The 18,801-nt window shown below is 72.3% G+C and carries 16 protein-coding genes; 14 read left to right on the forward strand and 2 right to left on the reverse strand.

Annotation, left to right across the window (positions count from 1 at the left end):
* Positions 1-25: 25 nt before the first annotated feature.
* Positions 26-892 (reverse strand): HAD family hydrolase, encoded by an 867-nt coding sequence (locus ACFUJR_RS05035; protein WP_383171160.1) that lies wholly within the window; start codon positions 890-892, stop codon positions 26-28.
* 479 nt (positions 893-1,371) lie between these two features.
* On the opposite strand from ACFUJR_RS05035, the gene ssd reads away from it, so the two are divergent.
* Genes ssd through ACFUJR_RS05070 form a run of 7 tightly spaced genes read left to right on the forward strand, consistent with a single transcriptional unit; the run spans position 1,372 to position 6,358 of the window.
* Complete coding sequence (gene ssd / locus ACFUJR_RS05040) at positions 1,372-2,553, forward strand: septum site-determining protein Ssd (protein ID WP_383171162.1); 1,182 nt, start codon at positions 1,372-1,374, stop codon at positions 2,551-2,553.
* A complete protein-coding gene (locus tag ACFUJR_RS05045) occupies positions 2,550-3,707 on the forward strand; it encodes a TadA family conjugal transfer-associated ATPase (protein WP_383450223.1) in 1,158 nt (385 codons plus the stop codon). The genes ssd and ACFUJR_RS05045 overlap by 4 nt, the downstream gene beginning before the upstream one ends.
* On the forward strand, positions 3,704-4,576 hold the full coding sequence (locus tag ACFUJR_RS05050) for a type II secretion system F family protein (protein WP_383171165.1): 873 nt from the start codon (positions 3,704-3,706) through the stop codon (positions 4,574-4,576). Before ACFUJR_RS05045 ends, ACFUJR_RS05050 begins: the two co-directional genes overlap by 4 nt.
* Complete coding sequence (locus tag ACFUJR_RS05055; RefSeq protein ID WP_383171168.1) at positions 4,573-5,358, forward strand: type II secretion system F family protein; 786 nt, start codon at positions 4,573-4,575, stop codon at positions 5,356-5,358. Before ACFUJR_RS05050 ends, ACFUJR_RS05055 begins: the two co-directional genes overlap by 4 nt.
* A 55-nt stretch (positions 5,359-5,413) precedes the next feature.
* On the forward strand, positions 5,414-5,620 hold the full coding sequence (locus ACFUJR_RS05060) for a DUF4244 domain-containing protein (protein WP_383171170.1): 207 nt from the start codon (positions 5,414-5,416) through the stop codon (positions 5,618-5,620).
* Positions 5,621-5,633: 13 nt separating this feature from the next.
* A complete protein-coding gene (locus ACFUJR_RS05065; RefSeq protein ID WP_383171173.1) occupies positions 5,634-5,966 on the forward strand; it encodes a TadE family type IV pilus minor pilin in 333 nt (110 codons plus the stop codon).
* A complete protein-coding gene (locus ACFUJR_RS05070; protein WP_383171175.1) occupies positions 5,963-6,358 on the forward strand; it encodes an Rv3654c family TadE-like protein in 396 nt (131 codons plus the stop codon). Before ACFUJR_RS05065 ends, ACFUJR_RS05070 begins: the two co-directional genes overlap by 4 nt.
* On the opposite strand, the gene ACFUJR_RS05075 is transcribed toward ACFUJR_RS05070, so the two are convergent.
* Positions 6,300-8,777, reverse strand: coding sequence for a DEAD/DEAH box helicase (locus ACFUJR_RS05075; RefSeq protein ID WP_383171177.1), 2,478 nt, complete (start codon positions 8,775-8,777; stop codon positions 6,300-6,302). The genes ACFUJR_RS05070 and ACFUJR_RS05075 overlap by 59 nt on opposite strands.
* Positions 8,778-8,854: 77 nt before the next feature.
* Between ACFUJR_RS05075 and ACFUJR_RS05080 the strand changes: the two genes are divergently transcribed.
* From ACFUJR_RS05080 to topA, 7 genes are all read left to right on the forward strand, one after another.
* Positions 8,855-9,208, forward strand: a complete 354-nt coding sequence (locus ACFUJR_RS05080; protein ID WP_137988538.1) for an STAS domain-containing protein — start codon at positions 8,855-8,857, stop codon at positions 9,206-9,208.
* 91 nt (positions 9,209-9,299) lie between these two features.
* Complete coding sequence (locus tag ACFUJR_RS05085) at positions 9,300-9,758, forward strand: ATP-binding protein (RefSeq protein ID WP_383171181.1); 459 nt, start codon at positions 9,300-9,302, stop codon at positions 9,756-9,758.
* Positions 9,759-10,047: 289 nt separating this feature from the next.
* Positions 10,048-12,468, forward strand: a complete 2,421-nt coding sequence (locus tag ACFUJR_RS05090) for a sodium-translocating pyrophosphatase (RefSeq protein WP_383171184.1) — start codon at positions 10,048-10,050, stop codon at positions 12,466-12,468.
* 188 nt (positions 12,469-12,656) lie between these two features.
* Positions 12,657-13,301 carry a small secreted protein gene (locus ACFUJR_RS05095; protein ID WP_383171187.1) on the forward strand — a complete coding sequence of 215 codons (645 nt, stop codon included), beginning with the start codon at positions 12,657-12,659 and terminating at the stop codon, positions 13,299-13,301.
* A 290-nt stretch (positions 13,302-13,591) separates the two neighbouring features.
* On the forward strand, positions 13,592-15,133 hold the full coding sequence (locus tag ACFUJR_RS05100) for a methyltransferase (RefSeq protein WP_383171190.1): 1,542 nt from the start codon (positions 13,592-13,594) through the stop codon (positions 15,131-15,133).
* Positions 15,134-15,472: 339 nt separating this feature from the next.
* Positions 15,473-15,670 carry a hypothetical protein gene (locus ACFUJR_RS05105; RefSeq protein WP_383171192.1) on the forward strand — a complete coding sequence of 66 codons (198 nt, stop codon included), beginning with the start codon at positions 15,473-15,475 and terminating at the stop codon, positions 15,668-15,670.
* Between the two features lie 238 nt (positions 15,671-15,908).
* On the forward strand, positions 15,909-18,782 hold the full coding sequence (topA, locus tag ACFUJR_RS05110) for a type I DNA topoisomerase (RefSeq protein WP_383171195.1): 2,874 nt from the start codon (positions 15,909-15,911) through the stop codon (positions 18,780-18,782).
* Positions 18,783-18,801: the final 19 nt, after the last annotated feature.

Genomic DNA, 18,801 nt, shown 5'->3' on the forward strand with positions numbered 1-18,801 from the left:
CTGGCTCCATCTCTTTGCTTTCGCCTCAAATTCGGGCAAAGCGATCGGCAAGGGCCGCGTGACGCCGACGGTTGGCGTACCAGACCAGTCCGGCGGTCGCGGCGGCCGCGCCCACGGCGGCGGCGGCCAGGAGTGCGGGGCGCGGCGGCATCCGGAATCCCGGCAGCCGCTGCTTGAGGCGGACCGGCTTCTCGAAGAGCAGGATCGGCCAGTCCCGGGCGGTGGCCTCGCGGCGCAGCGCGCGGTCGGGATTGACCGCGTAGGGGTGGCCGACGGACTCCAGCATCGGCACGTCGGTGGCCGAGTCGCTGTACGCGTAACAGCGTGAGAGGTCGTAGCCCTCCGACTCCGCGAGCTCCCGGACGGCCTCCGCCTTGGTGGGTCCGTAGGCGTAGTACTCCACCTCGCCGGTGAAGCAGCCGTCGTCGCCGACGACCATCCGGGTCGCGACGACCCGGTCGGCGCCGAGCATCTCGCCGATCGGCTCCACGACCTCGGCGCCGGACGTCGAGACGATCACGACGTCGCGGCCGGCGGCGTGGTGCTCCTCGATCAGGGAGGCCGCCTCGTCGTAGATGATCGGGTCGATCAGCTCGTGCAGGGTCTCGGCGACCAACTCCTTGACCTGCGAGACGTTCCATCCTGTGCAGAGCGCGGAAAGATATTGGCGCATCCGCTCCATCTGATCGTGGTCGGCACCGCCCACGAGGAACACGAACTGGATGTACGCCGTCCGCAGGACGGCGCGGCGGTTGATCAGTCCGCCTTGGTAGAAGGACTTGCTGAAGGTCAGCGTCGAGGACTTCGCAATGACCGTCTTGTCCAGGTCAAAGAAGGCGGCTGTGCGCGGCATCGAGTGGTTTTCCACGAGCCGAGCATAGGTGCCCGCCATTCGGCGTACGCTGGGGCGTGTGGGTTTGCCTGAGAAGGCTCTCGGGTACACCATGGAAGTCACGGATCGTTCGCGACCGTGCTAACCCGGTCCGGCTCCTCCCCCCCGAGTCGGCCGGAGAGACGACCCCCGCTCTCCCCCCCGGCGGGGGTCGTCGCATGTCCGGACGCGTTTTCGTCCCTCGGACCCTCATGTCTCCCCCTCTCGCCGGCCGTTCGGCCGTGACGGCGTGATGCCCTCGTTCAGTTACTCAGCGTAGCGGTGGGGATGCTCTCCGGGTATCGCTGGTATGGGGCACAGGGATATTCACAACGGCCGAGTTATCCACAGTTTTTGAGCAAGATCCACAAGATTTCCGGGATGGCGCCACGGTGATTCCGACCGCGAACTCCGCGGGTGGAAGGAATCGGCGATCTCGGCCGCGCGACCGGCGTGGGAGGGGATCGCCCGGACAGGGGGCGTGTGCTGTGGCGGGAACCATGACATTCGGAACGGCGAGGGCTTCGGGGGCGGCGCGGACCGCCCGCTCCTCCCCGGCCGGAGACGGGCGGGGAGGCGGTGCCGGCGGAGGCGGACGCGCGAACGGGCCGCTGATCGTGACCGAGGACCTCGCGCTCCTCGACGACCTGCTCCGGCTCTGCGCCGCGGCGGGGGCGGAGCCCGCGGTGCACCACACGGTGCCGGAGCACCGCGCGAGCTGGGCCGAGGCCCCGCTCGTCCTGGTCGGCGACGACGCCGCGGCCCGGTGCCGCGGCGCGACGCGCAGGCCGGGGGTGATCCTCGTCGGGCGGGACCACGGCGGGCTCGCCGATCCCCTCGCCGGCCCCGACCCGGACGTGTGGCGGCGCGCGGTCGACATCGGCGCCGACTGCGTGCTGCGGCTGCCCGACGCCGAAAGCTGGCTGGTCGACCGGATCGCCGACGCCGCCGAAGGCGCGGGACAGCAGGCGCTGACCGTCGGGGTCATCGGCGGCCGCGGCGGCGCCGGGGCCTCGACCCTGGCCTGTGCGCTCGCGCTGGCGGGAGCCAGGACCGGGCGGCGCACCCTGCTCGTGGACGGCGACCCCCTCGGTGGCGGGCTCGACGTCCTGCTCGGCGGGGAGCGCGCCGAAGGCAGGCGGTGGCCGGACTTCGTCGCCTCCAAGGGGCGGGTCGCCGGCGGCGCCCTGGAGGAGTCGCTGCCGTCGGTGCGCGGGCTGCGCGTGCTGAGCTGGGACCGGGGAGACTCCGTCCTCGTGCCGGCCGAGGCCATGCGCTCCGTGCTCGCGGCGGCGCGCAGGCGAGGGGGCATCGTCGTCGTGGACCTGCCCCGCCGGGTCGACGCGGCGGTGAACGAGGCCCTGGCCCAGCTGGATCTCGGACTCCTCGTCGTCCCCGGCGAACTGCGGGCCGTCGCGGCCGCCCACCGGGTCGCCGCGCATGCGGGTGCGGTGCTGCGCGACCTGCGGGCCGTGGTGCGCGGGCCCTACGCGCCGGGTCTCGACGACCGATGGGTCGCGGACACCCTCGGGCTGCCGCTTGCCGGAGAACTTCCCCACGAACCAGGCCTCTTGGCCACGCTCGACAGCGGAGCGCCGCCGGGCGCCGAGGCGCGCGGACCGCTCGGCCGGTTCTGCACGGCGTTCTGGGAGCGCGCCCTGGCCACGGAGGCCGCCTCGTGACCGCGGGCGGCGCGGCCCTCCTGGAGGCGGTACGACAACGGCTCGCCGAGAGCGGTGCCGAGCCCACGCCCGCGCGGGTCGCGGCGGCGCTGCGGGCCCAGGGGCGGCTGCTGGGCGACACGGAAGTGCTGGGCGCGGCCGAGGCGTTGCGGTGCGAGCTGATCGGCAGCGGCCCGCTGGAGCCGCTGCTGGCCGACCCGGCCGTCACCGATGTGCTGGTCTCGGCCCCCGACCGGGTCTGGGTCGACCGAGGCGCCGGTCTCGAACTCACCCCGGTCCGCTTCGCGGACGCTCCGGCCGTGCGCCGACTGGCGCAGCGGCTCGCGGCGGTCGCCGGCCGCCGGCTGGACGACGCCCGGCCCTGGGTGGACGCCCGGCTCCCGGACGGGACCCGGATGCACGCCGTCCTGCCCCCGGTGGCGGTCGGGTCGACCTGCCTGTCGCTGCGGGTCGTGCGCCCGCGGGCCTTCTCCGTGGGCGAGTTGACCGAGGCGGGCACCGTCCCGCCCGGAGGGGAGCGGATCCTGCGCGCCCTGATCGAGGCCCGGGTCTCGTATCTGATCTCCGGCGGCACGGGTTCCGGGAAGACGACGCTCCTGTCCACGCTGCTCGGCCTCGTCGGTGAGCGCGAGCGGATCGTCCTCGCCGAGGACTCGGCCGAGCTGCGGCCCGACCATCCGCACGTGGTGCGCCTGGAGGCGCGGCCGGCGAACCAGGAGGGTGCGGGTCTGGTGACCCTGCGGGACCTGGTCCGCCAGGCCCTGCGCATGCGGCCCGACCGGCTGGTGGTCGGCGAGGTGCGGGGCGGTGAGGCCGTCGACCTCCTGGCGGCGCTCAATACGGGCCACGAAGGCGGTTCGGGAACGGTCCATGCCAACACGGCGGCGGACGTACCGGCCCGCCTCGAAGCCCTCGGTACGGCCGCCGGGCTCGACCGGGCCGCGCTGCACAGCCAGCTCGGGGCCGGGCTCTCGGCCGTACTGCATCTCGCCAGGGACCGGGCGGGCCGTAGGCGGATCGCCGAGATCCATGTTCTGGAACGGAACCGGGAGGGGCTGGTGGTGACCGTGCCCGCGCTGCGCTGGGGAGCGGCCGGGTTCGAGCGCGAGCGCGGCTGGGAGCGGCTGCGGTCGCTGATCGGGGGCGTGTCATGAGGGGCGAGCAGTGGGCGCTGGCCCAGGTTGCGGCGGTTCTCTGCGCGGGAGCCGCGGTCTGGCGGGTGGCCGAGCGGGAGCGTGGCCTTCGCCGGGCGCGGGTGGTCCTCGCGGGTGTCGGGGCCCCGGGGAAGATGAAGGTCTCGTGGCGTGCGGTCGGCGAGCGCTGGTGGGGTGTCGTCCGGGGGCGGCGGGCCTGGCTCTGTCTGCCGGTGGCGGCGGTGCTCGCCGTCCTCGGGCAATCGCCACTGCCACTGGTGGCGGGAGCGCTCGCGGTGCCCTTGACGGGGCGACGACTGCGGGCGAGGGCTCTTCGCAGGGAGCGGGAGGCGCGGTCGGACGCGGTGGTGGCCCTCTGCGGCGCGGTCGCGGCCGAGTTGAGAGCCGGCCGGCAGCCTGCGCGGGCGCTGCTCTTCGGCGTCGGAGCGGTGCAGGCGCTCGGGCCGAAGGAGGAGGCCGAGGTGGTCGCCGCGGCCCGGTTCGGCGGCGATGTGGCGCAGGCGCTGCGGGTCGCCGCGCGACAGGACGGCGCGGACGGGCTGGCGGGTCTCGCGGCCTGCTGGCAGGTCGCGGTCGACGGCGGCGCGGGACTGGCCGCGGGCCTCGACCGGCTTGAGGCGTCGTTGCGGGATCACCGCGACCAGCGGGAGCGGCTGCGGGCCCAACTGGCCGGGGCCTGGGCGACGGTGGCCGTCCTGGCGGTGCTGCCCGCGGTGGGGACCGTGCTCGGTACGGCGCTGGGCGCCCGCCCGCTGTACGTGCTGTTCCACACGCCGGTGGGGCTCGGTTGCCTGGCCGTCGGGGCGGCCCTGGAAGCGGCGGGCCTGTGGTGGGCCGCACGGATCGTCCGAGGCGGGGAGCGGGTGTGAGCGGAGCGGATTGTCTCCCGGGGGAGTTCGTCCACAGGCTGGGGGTGGCGGTCGCGGCGGCCGCCCTCGTCGCCTGGGCGGTCTGGACCGTGACCGACCGGCGGAACGAGCGGCGGACCCGGAAGCGGCTCGTTGCCCTGGTGGCGGCCGGGGCATTACGCGAGGGGCGGCGGGGACGCGGCCTTCCGCCCTGGCTCCGGACGGGGGCCGTGCCGCTTGCGGCGGCGGTCGGCGGCTGGGCGCTGATCGGAGGGCCCGCCGGAGTCCTCGCCGCCATCGCGGCAGGGTGGGGCGCTTGGCGGTGGGGCACGCGCCGTGCGCCGGCGACTGGCGAAACGGAGGAGTCGGCACGTCACCTGCCCCTCGCGGCGGATCTGTTGGCGGCCTGTGTGTCCGCCGGAGCCGGGCCCGGTGAGGCCGCCGAGGCGGTCGGACGGTCGCTGGGCGGGCCGGTCGGCGAGCAGCTGGCCCGGACGGCGGCCGAGCTGCGCCTGGGCGGCGAACCGGCCGACGTGTGGCGGAGGTTCGGCGCGATACCGGGCGCGGAGGGCCTGGCCCGCTGTCTCGAGCGGGCCGGTTCCTCCGGTGCGCCCGCCGCCGAGGCCGTCACCAGGCACGCGGCCGACCTGCGGGCGGACCGCGCCCGGAAGGCGTCGGCCCGCGCGCAACGGGCCCAGGTGCTGATCACCGCCCCCGTGGGGCTCTGCTTCCTGCCCGCCTTCCTGGCGGTGGGAGTGGCCCCGGTGGTGATCGGCCTGGCGACCGGGCTGCTCCGTACCTGACCGGACAGCGAAGACGCAGACGAACACGGACCAAGAACGAACACGGCGACGACACATGGGGGTTGGTATGAAGGGGATGAGCTCGTGGTGGCGGGCCCGACGGGCGGCCCGAAGCGACGCGGGGATGACCACGTCGGAGTACGCGATGGGCACGATCGCGGCGGCGGGTTTCGCCACCGTGCTGTACAAGATCGTCACCAGTGGATCGGTCTCGGGCGCACTGGAGTCCGTGATCGGCAAGGCGCTCGATGCGCCGTTCTGACGACCGTGGTGCCGTGACCGTGGAGGCCGCGATGGCCCTCCCCGCGCTGGTCGTGTTCACCATGGCCCTGGTCTGGGCGCTCGGCGCCGCGGCGGCGCAGATCCAGTGCGTGGACGCGGCGCGGGCCGGCGCGCGGGCGGTGGCGAGGGCGGAACCGGTGTCCGGCGCCGAGGCCGCCGCCCGGGCGGCCGCTCCGGAGGGGGCCAGGGTCTCGGTCACCCGGTCGGGCGACCTGTGGCGGGTGACCGTGGAGGCGCCGGCCCCCGGGCCCGGCGGGATGGGGCTCACGCTGCGCGCCGGGGCGGCGGCGCTCGCCGAGGACACGGTGGGGGTGACGCCGCCGTGAGCCGGCCAGGGTCGGGCGGGCGGGCGGCCTCGGCGCGGGGCGACCGGGGGATGGCGACGGTCTGGACGGCCTTCGCGGCCTGTGCCCTGTGCGTGGTGTTCGGGGCGGTCCTGGCGTTGGGACAGGCGGTGGCGGCCCGGCATCGGGCGGGAGGGGCAGCGGACCTGGCGGCGCTCGCCGCCGCCGACCGGGCCCTGTGGGGCGAGGAGGCCGCGTGCGCGGCGGCGGTCCGGGTGGCGGGGGCCCAGGGAGCCTCCGTGGTGCGCTGCTCGGTGCGGGGCGACATCGCGGACGTGACGGCGGCGGTGCGCCTGGGGCCCTACACACCGGCGGTCAGGGCGCGGGCGGGGCCTCCTCAGGCTCTGCCGGGGCTTCCCGCAGCAGTTCCGTGAGCAGGCGTACGGCGCCGCGCTTGTGGAGCGGGTCGTTGCCGTTGCCGCACTTGGGGGACTGGATGCAGGACGGGCAGCCCGCCTCGCACTCGCAGGAGGCGATCGCCTCGCGGGTCGCCGTCAGCCAGGCGCGGGCGGTGTGGAAGGCCCGCTCGGCGAAGCCCGCGCCGCCCGGGTGGCCGTCGTAGACGAAGACGGTGGGCAGCAGGGTGTCTGGGTGGAGCGGCACGGACACGCCGCCGATGTCCCAGCGGTCGCAGGTGGCGAAGAGCGGCAGCAGGCCGATGGAGGCGTGTTCGGCGGCGTGCAGGGCCCCGCCGAGGATCTCCGGGTTGATCCGGGCGGCGTCCAGCTGGTCCTCGGTGACCGTCCACCACACGGCCCGGGTGCGCAGGGTGCGGGGCGGCAGGTCGAGCTTGGTCTCACCGAGCACCTCACCGGTGATCAGGCGGCGGCGCAGGAAGGAGACGACCTGGTTGGTGACCTCGACGGAGCCGTAGCTGAGGCGGCCGGCGCCCCAGGGGATCTCGGTGTCGGTTTCGAGGACGGAGATGGAGGTGGTGTCCCGGGCGGTGGTGGAGTACGGCGGGCCGGCCTCCTCGACCAGGGCCACGGAGTCCTTCAGGTCGAGGGTCTTCACCAGGTACGTACGGCCCTGGTGAAGGTGGACGGCGCCCTCGTGGACGGCGGTGTGCGAGGCGGCCTCGTCGACCGTGCCGAGGAGGCGCCCGGTGGCGGCCTCCACGATCTGGACGGGGCTCCCGCCTCCGCCTCTGATGTCGGTCAGGTCGGCAGCCCGCTCGCGCCGGGTCCAGTACCAGCCGGTGGAGCGCTTCCGGAGCAGTCCGGCGTCCTCCAGCTGGGGGAGCAGGTCGGGGACGGCCGGGCCGAAGAGGGCCAGGTCGGCGTCGGTCAGCGGTAGCTCGGCCGCCGCGGCGCACAGATGGGGGGCGAGGACGTAAGGGTTGTCGGGGTCCAGGACGGTCGACTCGACCGGCTGCCGGAACAGCGCCTCGGGATGGTGGACGAGGAAGGTGTCCAGCGGGTCGTCGCGGGCGACCAGGATCGCCAGGGCGCCCTCCCCCGAGCGGCCGGCGCGGCCCGCCTGCTGCCACAGGGAGGCCCGGGTGCCCGGGTACCCGGCGATCACCACGGCGTCCAGTCCGGAGACGTCCACGCCCAGCTCCAGGGCCGTCGTGGCGGCAAGGCCGAGGAGTTCGCCCGAGTGCAGGGCGCGCTCCAGGGCCCGGCGCTCCTCGGGCAGGTAGCCGCCCCGGTAGGCGGCGACCCGGCGGGCCAGCGAGCGGTCGACCTCGGCCAGCCGCTCCTGGGCGATGACCGAGATCAGCTCGGCGCCGCGCCGGGAGCGGACGAAGGCGACCGAGCGGACGCCCTGGACGGTCAGGTCGGTCAGCAGGTCGGCGGTCTCGGCGGTGGCCGTGCGGCGCACCGGAGCGCCCTGCTCGCCGTGGAGCTCGGTGAGCGGCGGCTCCCAGAGGGCGAAGACCAGCTCGCCGCGCGGGGAGGCGTCGTCCGAGACCTCCGAGACCGGCAGACCGGTGAGCCGGCCCGCGGCCAGGGCGGGCTCGGCGGAGGTGGCGGAGGCGAGCAGGAAGACGGGGTCCGCGCCGTACCGGGCGCAGACACGCCGAAGGCGGCGCAGCACCTGGGCGACATGGGAGCCGAAGACGCCCCGGTAGGTGTGGCACTCGTCGATCACGACATAGCGCAGGGAGCGCAGGAAGGAGGACCACCTGGGGTGGGACGGGAGGATGCCCCGGTGCAGCATGTCGGGGTTGGTCAGCACGTAGTTCGCGTACTGGCGGACCCACTCGCGCTCCTCGACCGGCGTGTCGCCGTCGTAGACGGCTGGCCGGATCCGGTTGCCGAGCGGGGCCGCAAGCTCACGGACGGCACGGCGCTGGTCGGCCGCGAGGGCCTTGGTGGGCGCCAGGTACAGCGCGGTGGCCCCTCGGCCGTTCGCGGCCTCGGAGCCGTCCAGGAGCGTGGTGAGGACCGGGGCGAGATAGGCCAGCGACTTGCCCGAGGCGGTGCCCGTCGCGATCACCACGGATTCGCCGTCCAGGGCGCGCTCGGCGGCCTCCGCCTGGTGGGCCCAGGGGTGCTCGATGCCCGCCGCCTGGATCGCGCTGATCACTTCTGTTCGGATGCGATGCGGCCAGACTGCATGCCGGCCCTCCCTGGCGGGCAAGTGCTCCGTATGAGTGATGCGCGCGGCCCGGCTCTCGCCCGAGGAGAGCCGGTCGAGGACCATGCCGGGAGAGGGGCGGTTGCCCGTCTCCCCGGCTGGACGACTGGGGCGGTGATTCTTGGCCATCGACACCGAGTGTGTCACTGGCGTGACGGACAATGGTCCCAAGCCGTCGTGCATGGCTGCCTGTAAGTGATTGAATGCCATCGCGGCTGGCGATCCGTCCCCCGACTCCGCCGGGGAGACTTGGGGCGACCGCTCGATAGCAAGGTGCTGGAGGATCCGTGGACCTGTCCCTGTCGACTCGCAATGTGTCCGGCCCGAGTGGCGACCGTACGGTCGTCGAGGTCGGTGGCGAGATTGATGTGTATACCGCGCCCAAGCTGCGCGAGCAGTTGGTCGAGTTGGTGAACGACGGCAGCTACCACCTGGTTGTCGACATGGAGGGCGTGGACTTTCTCGACTCGACCGGCCTCGGCGTGCTGGTGGGCGGCCTGAAGCGCGTGCGCGCGCACGAGGGCTCGTTGCGCCTGGTCTGCAACCAGGAGCGCATTCTCAAGATCTTCCGGATCACTGGTCTGACCAAGGTGTTCCCCATCCACACCACGGTCGACGAGGCCGTCAACGCCACCGACTGACGACCGGCCGGCGTCGGAAGATGCAGGGGAGAACCGGGCCGACACGCCCGGTCCTCCGAGTTGCCCGTCCAGACGTTCCTAGGGGGACCGTATGGCCACCGTTGAACTCCGCTTCAGCGCCCAGCCCGAGCACGTCCGCACGGCCCGCCTCGTGGCGGCCGCGGTGGCGCGCCGGGCCGGGGTCGACGAGGCGGTCCTCGACGAGGTCAGACTCGCCGTCGGCGAGGCGTGTTCCCGTGCCGTCGGGCTCCACCGGAGCAACGGGGTCACCACCCCCGTGAAGGTCGTGCTGACCGAGGAGGAGAAGACGTTCTCCATCGAGGTCGGCGACGAGGTCCCGGGCGCGGGCGTGGCGGCGGCCGATGCCGCCGGTGTCCCCGGTGCGCGGGACGAGGCTCCCGTCGAGGAGTTCGACGATGCCGACGGCGAGGACGAGATGGGTCTCGCGGTGATCCGCGGGCTCGTGGACGACGTCGAGGTGCGCGCGGGCGAGGAGGGCGGGGTCCTCAGGATGAGCTGGCCGACGACACCGGCGGTCGTGCTCCCCTGACCGACTCCGATCGTCTCCGACCGGCCCCCGACCGAATCCTCACTCCTCGAACCCCCGAGCGATCCATGCCCGGCGGGAAACATCCGAGATCATGAAAAGAGGCCCTGCCGAGCAGGGCCTTTTTTCATTTCTCTAGATCATCGATCATGCGTAAATGCTTTGGGCCCATTACCGCTTTCGGTGGGAAGATCAAGGCAATGGGGAATTCCGATTGCGGCGCCCTGTTTTGATCAGGTTCCGCTCCCTACAATCCGTCCACATCTTGAGCTCGCAACGTCAAGGAGGACGAATGGCGGGGCTCTTCAACCCAGAACTGACCGGACACCCCACTTCTCTCGCCGCAGCGGTACTCACGGACGAGAACCGTACGATCGTCATCGTCATCGCGGCCGTCGCACTCGCGGCCCTGGTCGTCGCCCAGCTGCTGACCCGCCAGGTGCTGGCCGCCGGTGAGGGCACCGACGCGATGAAGAAGATCGCGGCCGCGGTGCAGGAAGGTGCCAACGCCTATCTCGCACGGCAGCTGCGCACACTCGGAATCTTCGCCGTCGTCGTGTTCTTCCTGCTGATGCTGCTGCCCGCGGACACCTGGTCGCAGCGCGCCGGACGTTCCCTGTTCTTCCTGGTGGGTGCGCTTTTCTCGGCCGCCACCGGATACATCGGCATGCGGCTCGCCGTACGGGCGAATGTACGAGTGGCCGCGGCCGCGCGAGAGGCGACCCCGGCCCCGGGTGAACCGGAAAAGGATCTGACGGCCGTCTCGCACAAGGCCATGAAGATCGCTTTCCGTACGGGCGGTGTGGTCGGCATGTTCACCGTGGGCCTCGGCCTGCTCGGTGCCTCCTGCGTCGTCCTCGTCTACGCGGCCGACGCGCCCAAGGTCCTGGAGGGCTTCGGCCTCGGAGCGGCGCTCATCGCCATGTTCATGCGTGTCGGCGGCGGCATCTTCACCAAGGCGGCCGACGTCGGCGCCGACCTCGTCGGCAAGGTCGAGAAGGGCATCCCCGAGGACGACCCGCGCAACGCCGCCACGATCGCCGACAACGTGGGCGACAACGTCGGCGACTGCGCCGGCATGGCCGCCGACCTCTTCGAGTCGTACGCCGTCACGCTCGTCGCCGCGCTCATCCTGGGCAAGGCGGCCTTCGGCGACCTCGGGCTCGCCTTTCCCCTGATCGTCCCGGCGATCGGCGTGGTCACCGCGATGATCGGTATCTTCGCGGTCGCCCCGCGGCGCACCGACCGCAGCGGAATGACCGCCATCAACCGCGGCTTCTTCATCTCCGCGGTGATCTCGCTCGCCCTGGTCGCCGTCGCCGTCTTCGTCTACCTGCCGTCCTCCTACGCCGACCTCAAGGGGGTCACCGAGGCCGGGATCCACGACCACCCCGGCGACCCGCGGATCCTCGCCCTGGTCGCCGTCGCCATCGGCATCGTCCTGGCCGCGCTGATCCAGCAGCTCACCGGCTACTTCACCGAGACGACCCGGCGTCCGGTCAAGGACATCGGCAAGTCCTCGCTCACCGGCGCCGCCACCGTCGTCCTCGCCGGCATCTCCATCGGCCTGGAGTCCGCCGTCTACACCGCGCTGCTCATCGGCCTCGGCGTGTACGGCGCGTTCCTGCTCGGCGGTACGTCGATCATGCTGGCGCTGTTCGCGGTCGCCCTCGCCGGTACCGGTCTGCTCACCACCGTCGGCGTCATCGTCGCCATGGACACCTTCGGCCCGGTCTCCGACAACGCCCAGGGCATCGCCGAGATGTCCGGCGACGTCACGGGCGCGGGCGCGCAGGTCCTCACCGACCTGGACGCCGTCGGCAACACCACCAAGGCCATCACCAAGGGCATCGCCATCGCGACCGCCGTCCTGGCGGCGGCGGCGCTCTTCGGCTCGTACCGCGACGCGATCGCCACCGCGGTCTCCGACGTCGGGGCCAAGGCCACCGAGATGAATCTCTCCATGAACATCTCGCAGCCCAACAACCTCTTCGGGATGGTGCTCGGCGCCGCGGTCGTCTTCCTCTTCTCGGGTCTCGCGATCAACGCCGTGTCGCGTTCGGCGGGGGCGGTCGTCTACGAGGTGCGGCGGCAGTTCCGCGAGCACCCCGGGATCATGAACTACACCGAGAAGCCCGAGTACGGGCGCGTGGTCGACATCTGCACCAAGGACGCGCTGCGCGAACTCGCCACGCCCGGACTGCTCGCCGTGATGGCCCCCATCGCGGTCGGCTTCGCCCTCGGTGTCGGCGCGCTCGGCTCCTACCTCGCAGGCGCCATCGCCACCGGCACGCTGATGGCGGTCTTCCTCGCCAACTCCGGCGGTGCCTGGGACAACGCCAAGAAGCTCGTCGAGGACGGCCACCACGGTGGCAAGGGCAGCGAGGCGCACGCCGCGACCGTCATCGGCGACACCGTCGGCGACCCGTTCAAGGACACCGCGGGCCCGGCCATCAACCCGCTGCTGAAGGTGATGAACCTGGTCGCGCTGCTGATCGCGCCCGCCGTGGTGCAGTTCAGCTACGGAGACGACGCGAGCGGCGGGCTGCGGTCACTGGTCGCGATCCTCGCGATCATCGTCATCGTCGGTGCGGTCTACGTCTCCAAACGACGCTCCGTGGTCGTCGGAGACGACACGAGCGACGACACGGGTGACGAAGGCAACGCCGCGCGGCGGACGGCCGCCTCGCCGGACGCGCCGGTGATCTCGTAACACCGGATCAGAGGACGTGTGGGCAGCACGTGTTGACGTGCTGCCCACCCGTTGTTCACGGCGGAGTGAGGCGTGTCTCGCTTGGTGCAATCGGCTGCAATCAGGGATGAATCCATCGCACGAAAGGTGGATGTCGCCCGTTCGGCGTGTATGTTCCGGGGCCGAGAGTCTTGGAAGGGACCGAACCGGTGAACAAGAAGCTTGCTGTCGCGCTGTCCGGCGCCGCTGTCCTGGTGCTCACGCTGTCCGGCTGCAGCGACGACGGCGACAAGGTGAACGACTGGGCCAAGACGGTCTGCGACCAGGCGAAGCCTCAGATCCAGAAGCGGGCCGACGCTCAGCAGCTCATCATCTCGACGGCCGCGGACGGCAAGCCGGCCGACATCCAGGCTGCCGACTCCAAGGCCTTCCAGGACATCGCCGACGCCGACCGGGCGCTCGCCAAGTCCGTCCAGGACGCCGGGGCGCCGCCCGTCGACAACGGCGAGACGCTCCAGCAGGACGCGGTCAAGGAACTCAACGCCACGGCCGTGGCCTACGAGGGGCTGAAGAAGCAGGTCGACGCGCTCGACCCCAGCAACCAGCAGAAGTTCGCCGACGGTCTCCAGGACGTCGCCGACGGTCTGAAGAAGATCGAGAAGATGGACCAGGACGCGCTGGCCAAGCTGCAGTCCGGCGAACTGGGCGCGGCGATGGCGAAGCAGCCGGGCTGCCAGCGCGCGACCCCGTCGGCCGTCCCCAGCGCCACGGCCTCCCCGCAGGCGGGCTCCACGCCTTCGGGCAAGGCGTCCGCCACGCCGTCGAGTTCCCCGAGCAAGAGCAGCGGGGAGTAACACGCGGCAGGCACGAGCCGTACCGAGGCCCCGGAGCGCACGACCGCCGGGGCCTTCGCATGCGCCGGGCTCTTCGGGCGCCGCGTGCAGCCGTTCGCCCGCGGCAGGAGCGGCTCGTCGCCCGCGGCAGGAGCGGCTCGTCGCCCGCGGCAGGAACGACGCTTCGCCCGCGGCAGGAACGGCTCTTCGCCCGCCCACGCGGCCTTGCGTGCCGGGGACTTCGACCCCGGTGCCTCCGGTACGGGCGGGGCTGACGAGGCAATGTCGGTGGCGGCCGCCACAATGGTGGGGTGAGTACGACCAGCCTGACCTCCCGCCTCCCCGTGCCCGCGCACGCCGCCCGGCTCCGCGAAGCCCTGCTCGCCGCCGACTTCACCGCCGACGGCCTGCTCGAACTGCTCGGTGCCCCCGCCTACGCGGCACTCGCCCGCAGCGAGACCGTGCCCGCGCTGCGGGCCACCCGGGGGGACTCCCCGCTGGAGACCCTCGTACGGCTCTTCCTGCTCCAGCACCCCGTCTCCCGCGCCCGCGCCTCCGCCGCGCTGCCGCTGGAGGAGTGCCTGGAGGACGGCTGGCTGGTCCGGCCGGGCGGAGGCGGCGACGAGGAGGTCGGTGCCTCCGTCGACATCAGGCCGTACGGCGGCCCCGACGGGCAGGACTGGTTCATCGTCTCCGACCTGGGCTGCGCCGTCGGCGGGGCCGGCGGCATCGGCAACAAGGACGAGGGGGTCGTCCTGGGCGTCGGCGGCGCCTCCACCACGCTGGCGGGCATCACCGTCCGTACGCCGGTGGGCTCCGCGCTCGACCTCGGCACCGGCTCCGGTATCCAGGCCCTGCACGCCGCCCAGCACGCCACGCTGGTCACCGCCACCGACCTGAACCCGCGCGCCCTGGACTTCACCCGGCTCACCCTCGCGCTCTCCGGAGCCCGCGAGGCCGAGCTGCTCCAGGGGTCGCTCTTCGAGCCGGTCGACGGCGACACGTACGACCTGATCGTCTCCAACCCGCCGTTCGTCATCTCCCCGGGCGCCCGCCTCACCTACCGCGACGGCGGGATGGGCGGCGACGACCTGTGCCGCACGCTCGTACGGGAGGCCGGGGAGCGGCTCAACGACGGCGGGTACGCCCAGTTCCTCGCCAACTGGCAGCACGTCGAGGGCGAGGAGTGGCAGGACCGGCTGCGCTCCTGGGTGCCGCGGGGGTGCGACGCCTGGATCGTGCAGCGCGAGGTCCAGGACGTCACCCAGTACGCCGAGCTGTGGCTCCGGGACAGCGGTGACCACCGCGCGGACCCGGAGGCGTACGCGGAGCGGTACGAGGCGTGGCTGGACGAGTTCGAGGCCCGTAGGACCAAGGCGGTCGGCTTCGGCTGGATCACCCTGCGCAGGAGCGCCGCCGTGGTCTCCGGGGCGGTCGAGCCGTCGATCGTGATCGAGGAGTGGCCGCACCCGGTCGAGCAGCCGCTCGGCGACACCGTGCGCGCCCACTTCGAGCGGCAGGACTATCTGCGGACACGCGACGACGCGGCCCTGCTCGCCGACCACTTCACGCTCGCCTCCGAGGTCGTGCAGGAGCAGGTCGGGCTGCCGGGCGCCGAGGACCCGGAGCACGTGGTGCTGCGGCAGAACCGCGGCATGCGGCGCGCCACCAGGGTGGACCACGTCGGAGCCGGTTTCGCGGGCGTCTGTGACGGGACGCTCAGCGCGGGACGGATCCTGGACGCGATCGGTCAGCTGATGGGCGAGGACCCCGTGCTGCTGCGGGACCGCACCCCGCAGGCCATCCGGCTGCTCGTGGAGGAGGGCTTCCTGCTCCCGTCGCCCCCGGTGTGACCGGACGCTCCGGTGTGACGGACGCCCCGGTGTGACCGACGCCCTGGTGTGACCGACGCCCCGGTGTGACGGACGCCCTGGTGTGACCGGACGCTCCGGTGTGACGGACGCCCCGGTGTGACCCACGTCCCCGATGTGACCGACGTCCCGGTGTGACCGACGTCCCCGATGTGGCGTGGCGAACGCGCCGCGTCATGGGGAGGGCACTACCGGCCATATTCGTGAACCCGTACGGGACCGTCCGCGTCGTTCACCGGGAATTCGTACCCGCGACGCCGGGAGGTGCCAGCCTCGGCTTCCAGGGACCACGGGGGTCCGGGAACGGAACGGGGTACGGGCATGGAGAGCGGGCCTGCGATCTTCGCCGGAACGGCGTTCGCGCTGTTCGGAGCCGCACTGCTGCTGTGGACGGGGGTGCGCGTGACCTACGGCGAACCGGTCGCGCAGGGGGTCGGGACCCGGGCCGCCGCCACGCTGACGACGATCTTCGGACTGGTCTTCCTGCTGCTCGGAGTGTGGTGCTTCGGGCGCCTGTGACGACGAGGTTCCGCTTGAGCCCGCCCCACCGGACCGGGAGTCCGGGCGGCAGGAATGCCAGGAGTCGGGTTACCGTTCGAGTGGCCGTTGCGGGCTTTTGCCGTTTGACACGGGGGCGGGTTGTACCGTCACACTCCGCAGCGGCGGCAGCGTCACCGTGCGTGCCGCCGCCGTGCGTGCCATGCGGAGTGCCAGCGCCGTACGTGCCACCGAGCGTCGACCGGAGAGAAGAGCGAAGTTGTCCCCGACCAGCGAGACCGCACAGGGCGGCCGCCGACTCGTCATCGTCGAGTCGCCTGCCAAGGCGAAGACGATCAAGGGCTACCTCGGCCCCGGCTACGTCGTCGAGGCGAGCGTCGGGCACATCCGAGACCTCCCCAGCGGCGCCGCCGAGGTGCCGGAGAAGTACACCGGCGAGGTGCGCCGTCTCGGTGTCGACGTCGAGCACGACTTCCAGCCCATCTACGTCGTCAACGCCGACAAGAAGGCGCAGGTCAGGAAGCTCAAGGAGCAGCTGGCCGGGGTCGACGAACTCTTCCTCGCCACCGATGAGGACCGCGAGGGCGAGGCCATCGCGTGGCACCTCCTGGAGGTCCTGAAGCCCAAGGTCCCGGTCCACCGGATGGTCTTCCACGAGATCACCAAGGACGCGATCCAGGAGGCCGTCCGCAACCCGCGCGAGCTGAACAAGCGCATGGTGGACGCCCAGGAGACCCGCCGCATCCTCGACCGGCTCTACGGCTACGAGGTCTCGCCGGTCCTGTGGAAGAAGGTCATGCGCGGCCTGTCCGCGGGCCGCGTCCAGTCCGTCGCCACCCGTCTCGTCGTCGAGCGCGAGCGCGAGCGCATCGCCTTCCGCTCCGCCGAGTACTGGGATCTGACCGGCACCTTCTCCACCGGCCGCGCCGGTGACTCGACCGACCCGTCGTCGCTGGTCGCCCGGCTGAACACGGTCGACGGCAAGCGGGTCGCGCAGGGCCGTGACTTCGGCGCCGACGGGCAGCTGAAGACCGCGAACATCCTCCACCTCGACGAGGGGAAGGCGCGGGCGCTCGCCGCCTCGCTCGCCGACACCGCGTTCAGCGTCCGATCGGTCGAGTCGAAGCCGTACCGCCGCTCCCCGTACGCCCCGTTCCGTACGACCACCCTTCAGCAGGAGGCGAGCCGGAAGCTCGGCTTCGGCGCGAAGGCGACCATGCAGGTCGCCCAGAAGCTGTACGAGAACGGCTTCATCACGTACATGCGTACGGACTCGACGATCCTGTCCGACACAGCCGTCTCGGCGGCCCGGGCGCAGGTGACGCAGCTGTACGGCGCCGACTACCTGCCGGAGAAGCCGCGCGTCTACGCGGGCAAGGTCAAGAACGCGCAGGAGGCGCACGAGGCGATTCGCCCTTCGGGTGATCGTTTCCGCACCCCGGCGGAGACCGGCCTGACCGGTGACCAGTTCCGGCTGTACGAGCTGATCTGGAAGCGGACCGTCGCCTCCCAGATGAAGGACGCCACCGGAAACTCGGTCACGGTGAAGATCGGCGGCCGCTCCGCGGACGGCCGGGACGCCGAGTTCAGCGCCTCCGGCAAGACGATCACCTTCCACGGCTTCATGAAGGCGTACGTCGAGGGGGCCGACGACCCCAACGCCGAGCTGGACGACCGTGAGCGCCGGCTGCCGCAGGTCGCCGAGGGCGACGCGCTCTCCGCCGAAGAGATCACCGCGGACGGCCACGCGACCAAGCCTCCGGCCCGCTACACAGAGGCCTCGCTGGTCAAGGAGCTGGAAGAGCGCGAGATCGGCCGCCCGTCGACGTACGCGTCGATCATCGGCACGATCCTGGACCGCGGCTACGTCTTCAAGAAGGGGACGGCGCTCGTGCCGTCGTTCCTGAGCTTCGCCGTCGTCAACCTGCTCGAGAAGCACTTCGGCCGGCTCGTCGACTACTCCTTCACCGCCAAGATGGAGGACGACCTCGACCGCATCGCCCGGGGCGAGGCCCAGGCCGTGCCGTGGCTGAAGCGTTTCTACTTCGGCGAGGGCGAGGGCTCCGGTGCGAGTGGCGCGGCGGACGCCGGGAACGGCGACGGCGACCATCTCGGCGGGCTGAAGGAGCTGGTGACCGACCTCGGCGCGATCGATGCCCGGGAGATCTCCTCCTTCCCGGTCGGCGAGGGCATCATGCTGCGCGTCGGGCGGTACGGCCCGTACGTCGAACGCGGTGAGAAGGACGCCGAGGGCCACCAGCGGGCGGACGTGCCCGAGGACCTCGCACCCGACGAGCTGACGGTCGCGTACGCCGAGGAGCTGCTCGCCAAGCCGAGCGGCGACTTCGAGCTGGGCGTGGACCCGGTCAGCGGGAACCAGATCGTCGCGAAGGACGGCCGGTACGGCCCGTACGTCACCGAGATCCTGCCCGAGGACACCCCGAAGACCGGCAAGAACGCGGTGAAGCCGCGGACCGCCTCCCTCTTCAAGTCCATGGCGCTGGACACCGTCACGCTGGAGGACGCGCTCAAGCTGATGTCGCTGCCGCGCGTGGTGGGCGCGGACGCCGAGGGCGTGGAGATCACGGCGCAGAACGGCCGCTACGGCCCGTACCTGAAGAAGGGCACGGACTCGCGGTCGCTGACGGACGAGGAGCAGCTCTTCACGATCACGCTGGAGGAGGCGCTCGCGATCTACGCGCAGCCCAAGCAGCGTGGCCGGGCCGCCGCCAAGCCGCCGCTGAAGGAGCTGGGCGTCGACCCGGTCAGCGAGAAGCCCGTCGTCGTCAAGGACGGCCGCTTCGGCCCGTACGTGACCGACGGCGAGACCAACGCGACCCTGCGCACCGGCGACAGCGTCGAGGAGATCACGCCGGAACGCGGCTTCGAACTGCTCGCCGAGAAGCGGGCCAAGGGGCCGGCGAAGAAGACGGCCAAGAAGGCGCCCGCGAAGAAGGCGCCCGCGAAGAAGGCGCCCGCGAAGAAGACGGCCGCCAAGAAGGCCACGCCTGCGAAGAAGACGGCGGCCAAGAAGACGGCCGCGAAGAAGACGACGGCGAAGACCGCGGCGGCGAAGAAGACCACTGCCGCGAAGACGGCGGCGTCCAAGTCGGCCGCGTCGCAGCCGGAGTAGCAGCGCGGCGGTGACCACC

It is taken from the genome of Streptomyces sp. NPDC057271 (assembly GCF_042668715.1).
GTDB lineage: Bacteria > Actinomycetota > Actinomycetes > Streptomycetales > Streptomycetaceae > Streptomyces.